Raw genomic sequence first — 14,734 nt, 5'->3', positions numbered from 1 at the left:
GAGAGGGCGGAAGGGTTCGTCGGCACGGCTGGAAAAAGAAGGGCGCCCGGTCAGGCGCCCTGGCTTGTGTGCGGCGTCAGGCCGCCACGGAATCGGTGATGAAGGCCGGCGGCGCCGGAGTGCCGGCGGACACCGTCAGCACCTCGTAGCCGGTCTCGGTGACCAGCACCGTGTGCTCCCACTGCGCCGACAGGCTGCGGTCCCGGGTCTTCACGGTCCACTGGTCGGGCATGGTGCGGATATCGCGCTTGCCGGCGTTGATCATCGGCTCCACCGTGAAGATCATGCCGGCCTTGATCTCGGCACCGGTGCCGGGACGGCCGTAGTGCAGGATCTGCGGGTCTTCGTGGAAGTTCTTGCCGATGCCGTGGCCGCAGTACTCGCGCACCACGCTGTAGCCGGCGGCTTCGGCGTGCACCTGGATGGCGTGGCCGATGTCGCCGAGGCGCGCGCCATGGCGCACCTGCGCGATGCCCTTCCACATGCACTCGTAGGTCACTTGCGCCAGGCGCCTGGCCAGGATCGAGCCCTCGCCGACGATGAACATGCGGCTGGTGTCGCCGTAGTAGCCGTCCTTGGTGATGACGGTGATGTCGAGATTGACGGCGTCGCCGCTCTTGAGCACGCGCTCGCCGGGGATGCCGTGGCAGATCACGTCGTTGACCGAGGTGCAGATCGCGCCGGGGAAGGGCGGGTAGCCCGGCGGCGCATAATTCAGCGGCGCCGGCACGGTGCCCTGCACGTCGCGCATGTAGGCGTGGCACAGGCGGTCCAGTTCGCCGGTGGTGACGCCGGGCTGCACGAAGGGCGTGATGTAGTCGAGGACTTCGGAGGCAAGGCGGCAAGCCACGCGCATGTGGGCGATGTCTTCGGCGGTGTTCAGGTAAATGCTCATGCTGCGTCGCCAGAAAAAGTGATGGCGGGGCCACTGGCCACGCCGGAAAAGAAGGATCAAAGTGGGATTATCGCACCATCGAGGCCGGATCGCAGCCTGTTCCGGGCCGCCCGGAAGCGGGCGCCAGAGGCGGAACAGAGCGCAGCGGCTTGAGCGGGATGTAGATTTGTTGCTAGAATAGCGGGCTGATCTGGTTGCGCCGCAGCAATTGCGCCGGCCAGGTCGGTTATTTTGGCAGGGTCCTTTCCTGTCGCTTGAAATCGCTGGCCCGCCTATCCGGGGTGTTCCTTTTCAGGAATGTCGGGGCGGGCTTCAGACCTAACCCTTTGGAGATTTACATGTCCGTGACCATGCGCGAAATGCTGGAAGCCGGTTGCCACTTCGGCCACCAGACCCGCTTCTGGAACCCGAAGATGGCCCCCTTCATCTTCGGCCATCGCAACAAGATCCACATCATTAACCTCGAAAAGACGCTGCCGATGTTCCAGGACGCCATGAAGTACGTGCGTCAGCTGGCGGCCAATCGCGGCACCATCCTTTTCGTGGGCACCAAGCGCCAGTCGCGCGAAATCCTGGCTGAAGAAGCTGGCCGTGCCGGCATGCCCTACGTCGACGCCCGCTGGCTCGGCGGCATGCTGACCAACTTCAAGACGGTCAAGACCTCGATCAAGCGCCTGAAGGACATGGAAGCCGCCAAGGAAGCCGGCGCGCTGGAAACCATGAGCAAGAAGGAAGCGCTGATGTTCGAGCGCGAGATGATCAAGCTGGAAAAGTCGATCGGCGGCATCAAGGAAATGGGCGGCGTGCCTGACGCGATCTTCGTGGTCGACGTCGGCTACCACAAGATTGCCGTGACCGAAGCCAACAAGCTGGGCATCCCCGTGATCGGCGTGGTCGATACCAACCACTCGCCGGAAGGCATCGATTACGTGATCCCGGGCAACGACGACTCGAGCAAGGCCGTGGCCCTGTATGTGCGCGGCGTGGCCGACGCCATCCTGGAAGGCCGTGCCAATGCCGTGCAGGAAGTCGTTGAAGCCGCCCGCGGCGACGACGAATTCGTCGAAGTGCAGGAAGGCTGATAGCCGCCCGGCCCGCTGCTGAAAGGAACCCGATAGCGCGCACGTCAACACACGACAAGGCAGGCATCGCCTGCCGCCCGGCACGCCGGGCAGCGCGCAGGGCGCAAGCCGGGGTACTTCGGCAGCGGGGAAAAAAAGGGGGCACATCTGGCGCCCCCTTTTTTCGAATTTGAATTGTTGTCATCCGCGCCAGGCAAGATCTGCCGCGGGTGCGCTGAAGACCCACCGACCGGGTGCCGCGGGCGACTGCCGGCAGCCGGCGCGAACCATTCAAGGAGTGACAAATGGCGGCAATTACCGCAAGCATGGTTGCAGAACTGCGCGCGAAGACCGACGCGCCGATGATGGAATGCAAGAAGGCCCTGACCGAGGCCGACGGCGACCTGAACAAGGCCGAAGAGCTGCTGCGCGTCAAGCTGGGCAACAAGGCCAGCAAGGCCGCCTCGCGCGTGACCGCCGAAGGCGTGGTCGCATCGTTCATCGACGGCACCACCGGCGTGCTGGTCGAACTGAACTGCGAGACCGATTTCGTCTCCAAGAACGACGACTTCCTGGCCTTCTCGGCCAAGGTGGCTGAACTGATCGCCAAGCACAACCCGGCCGACGTGGCCGCGCTGTCGGCGCTGGAAATCGACGGCGTCAGCGTCGAAGCCACCCGCGCTGCCCTGATCGGCAAGATCGGCGAAAACATGACGATCCGCCGCTTCGTGCGCTACGCCAACGGCGGCAAGCTGGTCTCGTACCTGCACGGCACCCGTATCGGCGTGATGGTCGAGTTCGACGGCGACGAAGCCGCCGCCAAGGACGTCGCCATGCACGTGGCCGCGATGAAGCCGGTGTCGCTGTCGGCCGAGCAGGTCCCCGCCGACCTGATCGCCAAGGAGCGCAGCATCGCCGAGCAGAAGGCTGCCGAGTCGGGCAAGCCGGCCGAGATCGCCGCCAAGATGGTCGAGGGTTCGGTGCAGAAGTACCTGAAGGAAGTCTCGCTGTTCAACCAGCCGTTCGTGAAGAACGACAAGCAGACCGTCGAGCAGATGCTGAAGGCCGCCAACACGACCGTGAAGGGCTTCACCCTGTACGTCGTGGGCGAAGGCATCGAGAAGAAGCAGGACGACTTCGCCGCTGAAGTGGCCGCCCAGGTGGCCGCTGCCCAGAAGGGCTGATGTCCGGGGCGCCAGGACTGGCCATCGTGGCCGGCCCGGGCGCCTATAATGCCGCAGGGGCGCCGCAAGGTGCCCCTCTGCATAAGTAGTGCACCACGGCGCAGCCGGCGTTGCATTGCAGCAGTCTGTTTCCGCGGTGGTCCGGTCCCGGCCGGGGCACCCCGAAAACCGGCTTTCCTCCTGCCGGCGGCACCATGACCCGTGCCGCCGGTGCCAAAACATACGTCCCAGTGTCTCAACCGAGTCGTCTCGACCGAGCCGTCTCAACCGAGCGAACTGCTCCTTCCGAGGGTGAACATGCCAGCCTACAAGCGCGTCCTTCTGAAACTGTCCGGTGAAGCCCTGATGGGCGACGATGCCTTCGGCATCAACCGCTCCACCATCGAGGCGATGGTGAACGACATTGCCGAGATCGTGAAGCTCGGCGTGCAGGTGGCGGTGGTGATCGGCGGCGGCAATATCTTCCGCGGCGTCGCCGGCGGCGCTGCCGGCATGGACCGCGCCACCGCCGACTACATGGGCATGCTGGCCACCATGATGAACGCGCTGGCGCTGCAGGACGCGATGCGCCACGCCAATATCGAAGGCCGCGTGCAGTCGGCGCTGCGCATGGACCAGGTGGTCGAGCCCTATATCCGCCCGCGCGCGATCCGCCAGCTGGAAGAGGGCAAGGTGGTGATCTTCGCCGCCGGCACCGGCAACCCGTTCTTCACCACCGACACCGCGGCCGCGCTGCGCGGCTCCGAGATCGGCGCCGAGATCGTGCTGAAGGCGACCAAGGTCGACGGCGTCTACACCGCCGACCCGAAGAAGGATCCCAGCGCCACGCGCTACACCACCATCAGCTTCGACGAGGCCATCTCGCGCAACCTGCAGGTGATGGACGCCACCGCGTTCGCGCTGTGCCGCGACCAGAAGCTGCCGATCAAGGTGTTCTCGATCGTGAAGCCGGGCGCGCTCAAGCGCGTCATCCTGGGCGAGGATGAGGGTACGCTGGTGCATGTGTGATCCCCGGCGCCGGGCCGCACCTGTGGGTCCGGCCACGGATGCCGCGCCCGGGCGCTGGTATCCAGCCGGGCAAAGAGTAGAATGATTCATTTTCGATCCCCACCAGAGGGGATCTTGGTTGGCTGATTTCCGGAGGTAAAAATGAGCGTCGCCGACACAAAGAAGAGCGTCGAGCAGAAAATGCAGAAGTCGATCGAAGCCTTCAAGGCCGATCTGGCTAAGATCCGCACCGGCCGTGCCCATACCGGCCTGCTTGACCACGTTCAGGTGGATTACTACGGTTCGATGGTGCCCATCAGCCAGGTGGCGGCGATCGGCCTGGCCGATGCCCGTACCATCACGGTGCAGCCGTGGGAAAAGAAAATGGTGGGCGCGGTCGAGAAGGCCATCCGCGATTGCGACCTGGGGCTGAACCCGGCCACCATGGGCGACGTGATCCGAGTGCCGATGCCTGCACTGACCGAAGAGCGCCGCAAGGAGCTGACCAAGGTCGTCAAGGGCGAGGCCGAGGGTGCCAAGGTGGCGGTGCGCAACCTGCGCCGCGATGCCAACGAGCAGTTCAAGAAGCTGGTCAAGGACAAGGCCATTTCCGAGGACGAAGAGCGCCGCGGCCAGGACGAGGTGCAGAAACTGACCGACAAGTACGTGGCCGAGATCGACAAGATGGTCGCCGAAAAAGAGAAGGAGATCATGACGGTCTGACGCCCGTCCCGGCCTTGCCGGGTCTGTCAGCGACCGTCTCACGCCCATGCAGCACATCAGCTCGACGCTTGCCGTACCCGATACTTCCTACGTGCCCCGGCATGTTGCCATCATCATGGACGGCAACGGCCGCTGGGCGACCCAGCGGCACCTGCCGCGCGTGGCGGGGCACAGCCGCGGGCTGGACGCTGTGCGCGCGGTGGTGGAAGCCTGCGCCGCCCGGGGCGTGCAGTACCTGACGCTGTTCGCGTTCAGTTCCGAGAACTGGCGCCGTCCGGCCGACGAGGTCTCGTTCCTGATGCGGCTGTTCATGATGTCGCTGCGGCGCGAAGTGGTGAAGATGCACGCCAACAACATCCGGCTGCGGGTGGTGGGCGACCTGAGCCGCTTCAGCCCGCGCATCCAGCGGCTGATCAAGGATGCCGAGGCGCGCACCGCCGGCAATACCGGCCTGACCGTCACCATCGCCGCCAACTACGGCGGGCGCTGGGACCTGCTGCAGGCCATGCGCAAGATGCTGGCGCGCTCGCCCATGCTCGATCCCGAAACCATCGACGAATCGCTGCTGGCCCCGCACCTGGCGATGGCCTATGCGCCGGAGCCGGACCTGTTCATCCGCACCGGCGGCGAACAGCGCATCAGCAATTTCCTGCTGTGGCAGCTCGCCTATTCCGAGCTGTACTTTACCGACGTCTACTGGCCGGACTTCGACGCCGCGGAACTCGACAAGGCCTTCGCCTCGTACCGCCAGCGCGAACGCCGCTTCGGCCGCACCAGCGCGCAGCTGGTCGCGCCCGGTCTTTCGGGTACTGCCTGAGCCCGGCCACTCCAACTTTTCACGGGACCGCAGCGCATGCTCCTCACCCGCGTCATCACCGCCCTGTGCCTGTTGCTGCTGATCCTGCCGATCCTGTTCCTGGCGCCGCCGGCGGGCCTGGCGGGACTGCTCGGCGTGATCGTGCTGCTGGCCGGCTGGGAATTCGGCCGCCTGATCGGACTGCGCGGGCCGTGGCCCTATGTCTATGCGCTGGCCTGCCTGATCGCCACCATGACCTGGCATGACCTGCCGCAGCGCCACGCCATCACCTGGCTGCTCGAGGCCGCGGTGGTGTGCTGGGGCGTTGCGGTGGTGCTGCTGGCGCGCGGCGTGCGCACCGCGACCCCGGCCTTCACCGCGCTGGGCGCGGTGCTGGGGCTGGTGATGCTGCCCGCGTTTGCCCATGCCACCATGGTCCTGCGCGGCGCCGGCATCGGCGTGCTGCTGACCGCCGCGGTGCTGGTATGGGCCGCCGATATCGGCGCGTATTTCACCGGCAAGGCCATCGGCCGGCGCAAGCTGGCGCCCGGCATCAGCCCGGGCAAGTCGTGGGAAGGCGCCATCGGCGGCTGGCTGCTGGCGCTGGCGATCGGCCTCGCGCTGGCGGCCACCCATGCCTTTGCCCCGACCTGGTTCTCGGTGATGGGCGACCGCGGCGGGCTAGGCTTCGTCGCCGCGCTGACCACGCTGCTGGTCGCGGCCAGCGTGGTGGGCGACCTGTTCGAATCCCTGCTCAAGCGCCAGGTCGGCAAGAAGGACAGCAGCCGGCTGCTGCCCGGCCATGGCGGCGTGCTGGACCGCATCGACGCCTTGCTGCCGGTGTTCCCGCTGGCCGCGCTGATGCTGATTTTTCTCTGAAGCCGTCTGCTATGCATCGCATCACCATCCTGGGCGCCACCGGCTCCATCGGCGAAAGCACGCTCGACGTGATCCGGCGCCATCCCGGCCGTTACGCGGCGCATGCGCTCAGCGCCCATCGGCAGGTGCGCAAGCTGGCCGACCAGTGCATCGAGTTCCGCCCGGCGCGCGCCGTGGTCGGGACGGCCGAGGCGGCGCGCGAACTCGAAGCGCTGCTGCGCGCCGCCGGCGTGCCGACCGAGGTCAGCTACGGCGAAGCCGCGCTCGAATCCATCGCCGCCGATGCGCAAACCGATGCGGTGATGGCCGCGATCGTCGGCGCGGCCGGCCTGCGCCCGACGCTGGCGGCGGCGCGCGCGGGCAAGCGCGTGCTGCTGGCCAACAAGGAAGCGCTGGTGATGTCCGGGCGCATCTTCATGGACGCGGTGCGCGAGCACGGCGCCACGCTGCTGCCGATCGACAGCGAGCACAACGCCATCTTCCAGTGCCTGCCCGCCGACGACCCGCGCTACGGCCGCGGCGTGGCCAAGGTGCTGCTGACCGCGTCGGGCGGGCCGTTCCGCACGCGCGACCCGGCCACGCTGCACGATATCTCGCCCGACCAGGCCTGCGCCCATCCCAACTGGGTCATGGGCCGCAAGATCTCGGTCGACTCCGCCACCATGATGAACAAGGGCCTCGAGGTGATCGAGGCGCACTGGCTGTTCGGCGCCCCGGCCGAGCGCATCGAGGTGCTGATCCACCCGCAGAGCATCGTGCATTCGATGGTGGCCTATACCGACGGCTCGGTGCTGGCGCAGCTGGGCAACCCCGACATGCGCACGCCGATCGCCTATGGCCTGGCCTATCCCGAGCGGATCGACGCGGGCGTGACCCCGCTCGACCTGACCCTCGCCGGCGGCCTGCACTTCGAGAAGCCGGACCTGGTGCGGTTCCCGTGCCTGGGACTGGCCTTCGACGCGCTGCGCGCGGCGGGGGTGGCGCCGGCGGTGCTCAATGCTGCCAATGAAGTGGCGGTGGAAGCATTCCTTGCGGGCCAGGTGCGCTTTACCGATATCGCCGGCATCGTGCGCCAGGTGCTGGAGGAAGCACCGAGCGGCCCCGCCGATACGCTCGAGGCCGTGCTCGCCGCCGATGCGCTGGCGCGCGAGGCGGCCAAGGCTGGCGTCACCGCGCGGGCCGCGGCCCGCTGATCCGGCGGGGCGGCCTGCCGCATCTGCGACAATAGCGCCTGCGCCGGCCGGTCCCCGTAGTCACCGTACGGGGCCGCGCAGCCCGGCCCAGCGACCTTACCGACGTCCCGCACCATGCAAACCGTACTCGCTTTCATCGTTGCCCTGTGCGTGCTGATCTATGTGCACGAGATGGGCCACTACCTGGCCGCGCGCGCCTGCGGCGTGAAGGTGCTGCGTTTTTCCATCGGCTTCGGGCGGCCGCTGCTGCGCTGGATCTCGAAAAGCCGCGACCGCACCGAATGGACCGTGGCCGCGATCCCGCTGGGCGGCTACGTCAAGATGCTCGACGAGCGCGAGCTCGATCCCGCGCGCGACACGCCCATCGACCCGGCCGACCTGCCGCGTGCGTTCAATCGCCAGCCGGTGGGCAAGCGCTTCGCCATCGTCGCGGCCGGCCCGCTGGCCAACTTCGCGCTGGCGATCGTGCTGTATTTCGCGCTGTTCGCCGGCGGCATGCGCGAGCCCGTGCCGGTGGTGGCGGCGCCCGCGGCCGGCACCATGGCGGCGCAGGCCGGCGTGCGCGAAGGCGACCGGGTGCTGTCGCTGACCGCCAACGGCCATACCGAGCCGATCCGCTCCTGGAACGACCTGCGCATGGCGGTGTTCGCCGAAGGCTTCGGCGATGCGCGCGCGGTGCTGCGCGTGCGCGGCGCCGACGGTGCCGAGCGCGACGTCACGCTGCCGCGCCTGCCCAATACCGGCGGCAATCCCGAGCAGGACCCGCTCGCCACGATCGGCCTGAACCTGAAGGGCGGGCCGGTGACGATCACCGAGGTGCTGCCGGATTCGGCCGCCGAACGCGCCGGGCTGCGCAAGGGCGACCGCATCGTGGCCTGGCAGGGCAGCCCGCTGACGCAGGCCAGCGCGCTGATCAAGGCGGTGCGCAGCCAGCCGGGCCAGGCCGTGACGCTGGGCGTCGAGCGCGACGGCCAGCGCCTGGACGTGCCGGTCACGCTCGACACCGCCGCGGCGCGCGACGGCGCCACCGACGGCAGCGCCAGCGCATCGGCGCCCACTGGCAAGCTGGGCGCGGCGCTGACCCAGGCGGTGCAGATGGAGACCGTGCGCTACCGGCCGGACCAGGCGCTGGCGCGCGCGGCGGGGCAGGTCTGGGATACCAGCGTGCTGTCGCTCAAGCTGCTGGGCAAGATGCTGGTGGGGCAGGCTTCGCTGCAGAACCTGAGCGGGCCGCTGACCGTGGCCGACTACGCCGGGCGTGCCGCGAACCTCGGCATACAGGCCTTTGTCAGCTTCCTGGCGCTGGTCAGCGTTAGTCTTGGCGTACTCAATTTGTTACCCATTCCGGTTTTGGATGGGGGGCATTTGCTGTATTATTGCGTGGAATTTTTGACTGGCCGGCCCGTCCCAGACCACTGGCAGGCAATGCTGCAGAAGGTTGGCATCGCCTGCATCTTGCTCCTGACTTCGCTCGCTTTGTTCAATGACGTCAGCCGAATGTTTCTGGCGAACGGCTAGAAACGTGTGTCGGCAAGGAGGTGGTGGTGTCGTCGGACACCGTCGCCGGGGACGCCATTTGCCAGGCGCAGTCCAATGAGGCATCGGAGCGCAATCCTGGATGGAATCAAAGAGGGGATCAACATTGATCAGACATAAGCGCATTTCGCTGGGCTTGCTGGCGAGTGCCGTTATTGCAGCCTGGAGCCCGGCGGGCTGGGCTGCCGATCCGTTCGTCGTCAGGGACATCCGCGTTGAGGGACTGCAACGCGTCGAACCGGGTACCGTGTTTGGCTACCTGCCGGTGCGCGTCGGTGAAACCTTCACCGATGACAAGGGTGCCGATGCCATCCGTGCCCTCTACAATACCGGCTTCTTCAAGGACGTGCAGATCCGCGCCGAGGAAGGCGTGCTGGTGGTGCAGGTCGAAGAGCGCCCTGCGATCTCGCAGCTCGAGTTCGTCGGCATCAAGGAATTCGACAAGGACACGCTGCGCCGCTCGCTGCGCGCGGTCGGCGTGGCCGAGGCCCGCTACTACGACAAGGCGCTGATCGACAAGGCCGAGCAGGAGCTCAAGCGCCAGTACGTCGCGCGCGGCTACTATGCCGCCGACGTGCAGACCACGATCACGCCGGTCGACCGCAACCGCGTCTCGGTGGTGTTCAACGTCGACGAAGGCCCGGTCGCCAAGATCCGCCAGATCAATATCGTCGGCAACAAGGCCTTCAAGGAAAGCACGCTGCGCGACGAGATGCAGCTGTCCACGCCCAACTGGCTGTCGTGGTACACCAAGAACGACCTGTACTCGAAGCAGAAGCTGACCGCCGACCTGGAAGCGCTGCGCTCGTACTACCTGAACCGCGGCTACCTGGAATTCGCCATCGAATCGACCCAGGTCTCGATCACGCCCGACAAGAAAGACATCTTCCTGACGCTGAACATCAAGGAAGGCGAGCAGTACAAGGTGTCCGACGTGCGCCTGGCCGGCGAGCTGCTGGGCAAGCAGGAGGAAATGGAAAAGCTGCTGCAGCTGAAGAAGGGCGATATTTTCTCGTCCGAGAAGCTGACGCAGAGCACCAAGGCCATTACCGACCTGCTCGGCACCTATGGCTACGCGTTCACCACCATCAACCCGCAGCCGCAGATCGACAAGGAAAAGCGTGAAGTCGCGCTGACCCTGATGGTCGATCCGGGCCGCCGCGTCTACGTGCGCCGCGTCAACGTCGTCGGCAACAGCAAGACCCGCGACGAAGTGGTGCGGCGCGAGATGCGCCAGATGGAAAGCTCGTGGTTCGACAGCGAAAAGCTGCAGCAGTCGCAGGCGCGCATCAACCGTACCGGCTACTTCACCGACACCAACATCACCACCGAGGACGTGCCCGGCGCGCCCGACCAGGTCGATGTGAACGTCAACGTGACCGAAAAGCCGACCGGCCAGATCAGCCTGGGCGTGGGCTTCTCGTCGACCGACAAGCTGGTGCTGCAGGCCGGCCTGCGCCAGGACAACGTGTTCGGCTCGGGTACCAGCCTGGGCCTGGACGTGAACACCGCCAAGTCGTTCCGCACCATCGCGCTGACGCAGTACGACCCGTACTTCACGGTGGACGGCATCAGCCGCTCGACCGATATCTACTACCGTACCTCGCGCCCGCTGTACTACACCGGCGACCAGGACTACAAGATCGTCTCGGCCGGCGGCGGCTTCAAGTTCGGCGTGCCGTTCTCGGAAGTCGATACCGTGTTCTTCGGCATCGGCTACGAACGCACCCAGGTGTACACCTCGGTCAACACGCCGACCCAGTACAAGAACTGGCTGAACCAGATCGGCAAGAACTCCGGCGACGGCATCAACAACTTCCCGTTCACGATCGGCTGGGCGCGTGACCGCCGCGACAGCGCGCTGGTCCCGACCAAGGGCCCGTACACCCAGGCCAACCTGGAAGTCGGCCTGCCGGGCGGCGATACCCAGTACTACCGCGCCAGCGTGCAGCAGCAGTACTTCTACCCGATCTCGAAGGCCTTCACGCTGGCACTGAACGGCGAGGTCGCCTACGGCCACGGCTACGGCAACACGCCGTTCCCGGTGTTCAAGTACTTCTACGCCGGCGGTATCGGCTCGGTGCGCGGCTACCAGACCAGCACGCTGGGTCCGAAGGACCAGAACGGCAACCCGGTGGGCGGCGCCTCCAAGATGATCGGCAACGTGGAATTCATCTTCCCGCTGCCGGGCTCGGGCGTGGACCGCACGCTGCGTCTGTTCACCTTCTTCGACTTCGGTAACGTCTATCAGGAAGGCGAGCCGCTGAGCTTCAGCGACCTGAAGTACTCGACCGGCTTCGGCATGTCGTGGCTGTCGCCGATCGGGCCGCTGAAGCTCAGCATGGGCTTCCCGCTCAGGCGCGACCCCAACGACAAGGTCCAGCGCTTCCAGTTCCAGATCGGCACGGCATTCTGATTCTGAAAAAGGATCTGTTTTCATGACTACAACATCCAAACTGGTCAAGTCCCTGGGCGCCGCCGCGCTCGCCACCGCGGCGCTGTGTGCCGCGCTGCCGGCCTCGGCCCAGGAAGCGCGCATCGCCGCGGTCAATTCCGAGCGCATCCTGCGCGATTCGCAGCCGGCCAAGGCGGCCCAGGTCAAGCTGGAGCAGGAGTTCTCCAAGCGCGACCGCGAGCTGCAGGACATGGCCCAGAAGATCAAGGGCATGGCCGACAAGCTGGACAAGGACACGGCCGTGCTGGCCGATTCCGACCGCCAGCGCCGCCAGCGCGAAGTGGCTGACCTGGACCGCGAGTTCCAGCGCAAGCAGCGCGAGTTCCGCGAGGACCTGAACCAGCGCCGCAACGAGGAACTGGCCCAGGTGCTGGAGCGCGCCAACCGCGTGATCCGCCAGCTCGCCGAACAGCGCAAGTACGACCTGATCGTGCAGGAAGCGGTGTACGTGAATCCGCGCATCGATATCACCGACGACGTGATGAAGGTGCTGAACGCCGGCAGCAAGTAAGCCGCCGCCGCTGCTTCGCTCCTTCGTTCGTTCCTTCGTTCTTTCATCAGGAAGTACCGCCATGCAGACACCCACACTGGGTCAGCTCGCCACCGAGAACGGCGCGCAGGTTGTGGGTGACCCCGACCTGGCGATCACCGGCCTGGCCCCCCTGGACCAGGCCGGACCGGGCGAGCTCTCGTTCCTGTCCAATCCGCTCTACCTGCAGCAGGCGCTGGACGCCAGGGCCGGCGCCGTGATCGTCTCGGCCGCCGATCTCGAGCGCGTGCGCGCCGAAGGCAAGGCCGACGGCCGCAACTGGCTGGTGGCGCGCAATCCCTACGTATGCTTTGCCCGCGTGGCGCAGCGTTTCGACCGCGCCGCCAATACCGACGCGCGCACCGGCATCGACGCGCGCGCCACCGTGGCGCCCGACGCGGTGGTGCCGGCCTCGTGCTATATCGGCCCCAACGTGGTCATCGAAGCCGGCGCGCGCCTGGGCGAGCGCGTGCGCATCCTGGCCAACGGCTATGTCGGCGCACATGTCGAGATCGGCGACGATTCACTGCTCTACGCCAATGTCTCGGTCTACCACCACTGCGTGGTCGGCGCCCGCGCCATCCTGCACAGCGGCGTGGTGATCGGTGCCGACGGCTTCGGCTTCGCGCCGGACATCAGCGCCACCGGCGTCGAATACGTGAAGATCCCGCAAACCGGGCGCGCGGTGCTGGGCCAGGACGTCGAGGTCGGGGCCAATACCGCGATCGACCGCGGCGCCATGGCCGACACCGTGATCGAGGACGGCTGCAAGATCGACAACCAGGTCCAGATCGCGCACAACGTGCGGGTCGGCGCGCACACGGTCATCGCCGGCTGCGCCGCGGTGTCGGGCAGCACGCGCATCGGCCGCTTCTGCGTGATCGGCGGTGCCGCCAACTTTGCCGGCCACCTGAGCATTGCCGACCGCACCACGGTGTCGGGCGGCACCTCGATCACCAAATCCATTACCAAGCCCGGCGGCCATTTCACCAGCGTGTTCCCGTTCCTGCCGCACGGCGAGTGGGAGCGCAACGCAGCCATCGTGCGCGGCCTGAGCAAGCTGCGCGAACGCGTGGTGGCGCTGGAACGCCGCCTGCGCGGCCAGGCCGCCGGGTCCCAAACCTCACAAGACTAAAGAGAAATCATCATGAGCGCGGCCGAAATCGATATCCGCAAGATCCTCAAGCTGCTGCCGCACCGGTACCCGTTTTTGCTGGTCGACCGCGTGCTGGAGTTCGAGGCGCAGAAGCGGATCAAGACCCTGAAGAACGTCACCATCAACGAGCCGTACTTCCAGGGCCATTTCCCCGAGCAGCCGGTGATGCCGGGCGTGATGATTCTGGAAGCGCTGGCGCAGTCGGCCGGCCTGCTGACCTTCGGCGCCGACATGGAGCGCAAGGAAGGCGCGCTGTACTACTTCGTCGGCATCGACGGCGCCCGCTTCAAGCAGGTGGTGTACCCGGGCGACCAGCTGCACATGAACGTGACGGTCGAACGCTATATCCGCGGCATCTGGAAGTTCAAGGCCTTCGCCACGGTCGACGACAAGGTCGCCTGCGAGGCGGAGCTGATGTGCACCGTGAAGCAGGCCGAGTGAGGCCGCGCGCGGCCCGCACGGGAACCTTTGCCCGGCGCATCGGCCCATCCTTCACCAGACCCATCACAGGACAGTTCGCATGACGCAAATCCACCCCACCGCACTGGTCGACCCGAAGGCAGAGCTGGCCGCCGACGTGAGCGTCGGCCCGTTCTCGATCGTCGGCCCCAACGTGCGGATCGGCAGCGGCACCCGGATCGGCTCGCATACGACGGTCGAGGGCCATACCACGATCGGCGCGGGCAACAACATCGGCCCCTATGCGTCGGTCGGCGGCGTGCCGCAGGACATGAAGTACCGCAACGAGCCGACCCGGCTCGAGATCGGCGACCGCAACACCATCCGCGAATTCACCACGATCCACACCGGCACGGTGCAGGACCGCGGCCTGACCAGCATCGGCAACGACAACTGGATCATGGCCTACGTCCATATCGCCCATGACTGCATGGTCGGCAACCACACCGTGTTTTCCAGCAATGCGCAGATCGCCGGCCATGTCGAGGTTGGCGACTGGGCCATCCTGGGCGGCATGAGCGGCGTGCACCAGTTCGTGCGCATCGGCGCCCATGCGATGCTGGGCGGCGCCTCGGCGCTGGTGCAGGACGTGCCGCCGTTCGTGATCGCCGCCAGCGACAAGAGCGGCAACAAGGCCACGCCGCACGGCATCAATGTCGAAGGGCTGCGCCGCCGCGGCTTCGACGCCGGCCAGATCGCCGCGCTGCGCCAGGCCTACAAGCTGCTCTACAAGTCCGACCTCAGCTTCGACGAGGCGCGCAACGAGATTTCCGCATTGCTGGCGCAGGTGGATGCCGGCACCGCGGCGCCGCTGCAGGCCTTTGTCGACTTCCTTGCCGCCACCCAGCGCGGCATCGTGCGCTGAGACCGGACCCACATGG

At 66.6% G+C, this 14,734-nt stretch carries 14 protein-coding genes; 13 read left to right on the top strand and 1 reads right to left on the bottom strand.

Features of this window, described 5'->3' with window-relative positions; translation table 11 throughout:
- Positions 1 to 76: 76 nt before the first annotated feature.
- Positions 77 to 895 (bottom strand): type I methionyl aminopeptidase, encoded by an 819-nt coding sequence (gene map / locus A2G96_RS13965; RefSeq protein WP_012352955.1) that lies wholly within the window; start codon positions 893 to 895, stop codon positions 77 to 79.
- A gap of 338 nt (positions 896 to 1,233) precedes the next feature.
- Here map and rpsB point away from each other — a divergent pair, with 338 nt between their 5' ends.
- From rpsB to lpxA, 13 genes are all read left to right on the top strand, one after another.
- The gene (gene rpsB / locus A2G96_RS13960; RefSeq protein ID WP_012352954.1) at positions 1,234 to 1,977 is read left to right on the top strand and encodes a 30S ribosomal protein S2; all 744 of its coding nucleotides are present in this window, start codon (positions 1,234 to 1,236) and stop codon (positions 1,975 to 1,977) included.
- Between the two features lie 284 nt (positions 1,978 to 2,261).
- Complete coding sequence (gene tsf / locus A2G96_RS13955) at positions 2,262 to 3,140, top strand: translation elongation factor Ts (RefSeq protein ID WP_062800135.1); 879 nt, start codon at positions 2,262 to 2,264, stop codon at positions 3,138 to 3,140.
- Positions 3,141 to 3,437: 297 nt separating this feature from the next.
- Entirely contained in the window at positions 3,438 to 4,148 is a 711-nt protein-coding gene (pyrH, locus tag A2G96_RS13950; protein WP_012352952.1) for a UMP kinase, read from the top strand.
- 141 nt (positions 4,149 to 4,289) lie between these two features.
- Entirely contained in the window at positions 4,290 to 4,850 is a 561-nt protein-coding gene (frr, locus tag A2G96_RS13945; RefSeq protein ID WP_062800133.1) for a ribosome recycling factor, read from the top strand.
- Positions 4,851 to 4,896: 46 nt separating this feature from the next.
- Positions 4,897 to 5,667, top strand: a complete 771-nt coding sequence (locus A2G96_RS13940) for an isoprenyl transferase (protein ID WP_012352950.1) — start codon at positions 4,897 to 4,899, stop codon at positions 5,665 to 5,667.
- 36 nt (positions 5,668 to 5,703) lie between these two features.
- Entirely contained in the window at positions 5,704 to 6,525 is an 822-nt protein-coding gene (locus A2G96_RS13935; protein WP_062800131.1) for a phosphatidate cytidylyltransferase, read from the top strand.
- An 11-nt stretch (positions 6,526 to 6,536) separates the two neighbouring features.
- Positions 6,537 to 7,718, top strand: coding sequence for a 1-deoxy-D-xylulose-5-phosphate reductoisomerase (gene ispC, locus A2G96_RS13930; RefSeq protein WP_062800128.1), 1,182 nt, complete (start codon positions 6,537 to 6,539; stop codon positions 7,716 to 7,718).
- A 114-nt stretch (positions 7,719 to 7,832) separates the two neighbouring features.
- The gene (gene rseP, locus A2G96_RS13925; protein WP_062800125.1) at positions 7,833 to 9,236 is read left to right on the top strand and encodes an RIP metalloprotease RseP; all 1,404 of its coding nucleotides are present in this window, start codon (positions 7,833 to 7,835) and stop codon (positions 9,234 to 9,236) included.
- Positions 9,237 to 9,336: 100 nt separating this feature from the next.
- The gene (gene bamA / locus A2G96_RS13920) at positions 9,337 to 11,670 is read left to right on the top strand and encodes an outer membrane protein assembly factor BamA (protein ID WP_174549302.1); all 2,334 of its coding nucleotides are present in this window, start codon (positions 9,337 to 9,339) and stop codon (positions 11,668 to 11,670) included.
- A 22-nt stretch (positions 11,671 to 11,692) separates the two neighbouring features.
- On the top strand, positions 11,693 to 12,220 hold the full coding sequence (locus A2G96_RS13915) for an OmpH/Skp family outer membrane protein (protein WP_062800121.1): 528 nt from the start codon (positions 11,693 to 11,695) through the stop codon (positions 12,218 to 12,220).
- A gap of 61 nt (positions 12,221 to 12,281) precedes the next feature.
- A complete protein-coding gene (gene lpxD, locus A2G96_RS13910; protein WP_062800118.1) occupies positions 12,282 to 13,373 on the top strand; it encodes a UDP-3-O-(3-hydroxymyristoyl)glucosamine N-acyltransferase in 1,092 nt (363 codons plus the stop codon).
- A 12-nt stretch (positions 13,374 to 13,385) separates the two neighbouring features.
- Positions 13,386 to 13,835: a 3-hydroxyacyl-ACP dehydratase FabZ gene (gene fabZ / locus A2G96_RS13905; RefSeq protein WP_010809590.1), complete on the top strand. Its 450-nt coding sequence runs from the start codon at positions 13,386 to 13,388 to the stop codon at positions 13,833 to 13,835.
- A 79-nt stretch (positions 13,836 to 13,914) separates the two neighbouring features.
- On the top strand, positions 13,915 to 14,718 hold the full coding sequence (lpxA, locus tag A2G96_RS13900) for an acyl-ACP--UDP-N-acetylglucosamine O-acyltransferase (protein WP_062800116.1): 804 nt from the start codon (positions 13,915 to 13,917) through the stop codon (positions 14,716 to 14,718).
- Positions 14,719 to 14,734: the final 16 nt, after the last annotated feature.

It is taken from the genome of Cupriavidus nantongensis (assembly GCF_001598055.1).
In the GTDB taxonomy this organism is placed as follows: Bacteria; Pseudomonadota; Gammaproteobacteria; order Burkholderiales; family Burkholderiaceae; genus Cupriavidus; species Cupriavidus nantongensis.
Note: the sequence above shows the minus strand (reverse complement) of the source record. Positions and strands in the feature narration are given on the sequence as shown.

Bases quoted from the DNA above. Each gene is read 5' to 3' on its own strand.
- map (WP_012352955.1), bottom strand. From the start codon at position 895: ATGAGCATTTACCTGAACACCGCCGAAGACATCGCCCACATGCGCGTG.
- rpsB (WP_012352954.1), top strand. From the start codon at position 1,234: ATGTCCGTGACCATGCGCGAAATGCTGGAAGCCGGTTGCCACTTCGGC.
- tsf (WP_062800135.1), top strand. From the start codon at position 2,262: ATGGCGGCAATTACCGCAAGCATGGTTGCAGAACTGCGCGCGAAGACC.
- pyrH (WP_012352952.1), top strand. From the start codon at position 3,438: ATGCCAGCCTACAAGCGCGTCCTTCTGAAACTGTCCGGTGAAGCCCTG.
- frr (WP_062800133.1), top strand. From the start codon at position 4,290: ATGAGCGTCGCCGACACAAAGAAGAGCGTCGAGCAGAAAATGCAGAAG.
- A2G96_RS13940 (WP_012352950.1), top strand. From the start codon at position 4,897: ATGCAGCACATCAGCTCGACGCTTGCCGTACCCGATACTTCCTACGTG.
- A2G96_RS13935 (WP_062800131.1), top strand. From the start codon at position 5,704: ATGCTCCTCACCCGCGTCATCACCGCCCTGTGCCTGTTGCTGCTGATC.
- ispC (WP_062800128.1), top strand. From the start codon at position 6,537: ATGCATCGCATCACCATCCTGGGCGCCACCGGCTCCATCGGCGAAAGC.
- rseP (WP_062800125.1), top strand. From the start codon at position 7,833: ATGCAAACCGTACTCGCTTTCATCGTTGCCCTGTGCGTGCTGATCTAT.
- bamA (WP_174549302.1), top strand. From the start codon at position 9,337: ATGGAATCAAAGAGGGGATCAACATTGATCAGACATAAGCGCATTTCG.
- A2G96_RS13915 (WP_062800121.1), top strand. From the start codon at position 11,693: ATGACTACAACATCCAAACTGGTCAAGTCCCTGGGCGCCGCCGCGCTC.
- lpxD (WP_062800118.1), top strand. From the start codon at position 12,282: ATGCAGACACCCACACTGGGTCAGCTCGCCACCGAGAACGGCGCGCAG.
- fabZ (WP_010809590.1), top strand. From the start codon at position 13,386: ATGAGCGCGGCCGAAATCGATATCCGCAAGATCCTCAAGCTGCTGCCG.
- lpxA (WP_062800116.1), top strand. From the start codon at position 13,915: ATGACGCAAATCCACCCCACCGCACTGGTCGACCCGAAGGCAGAGCTG.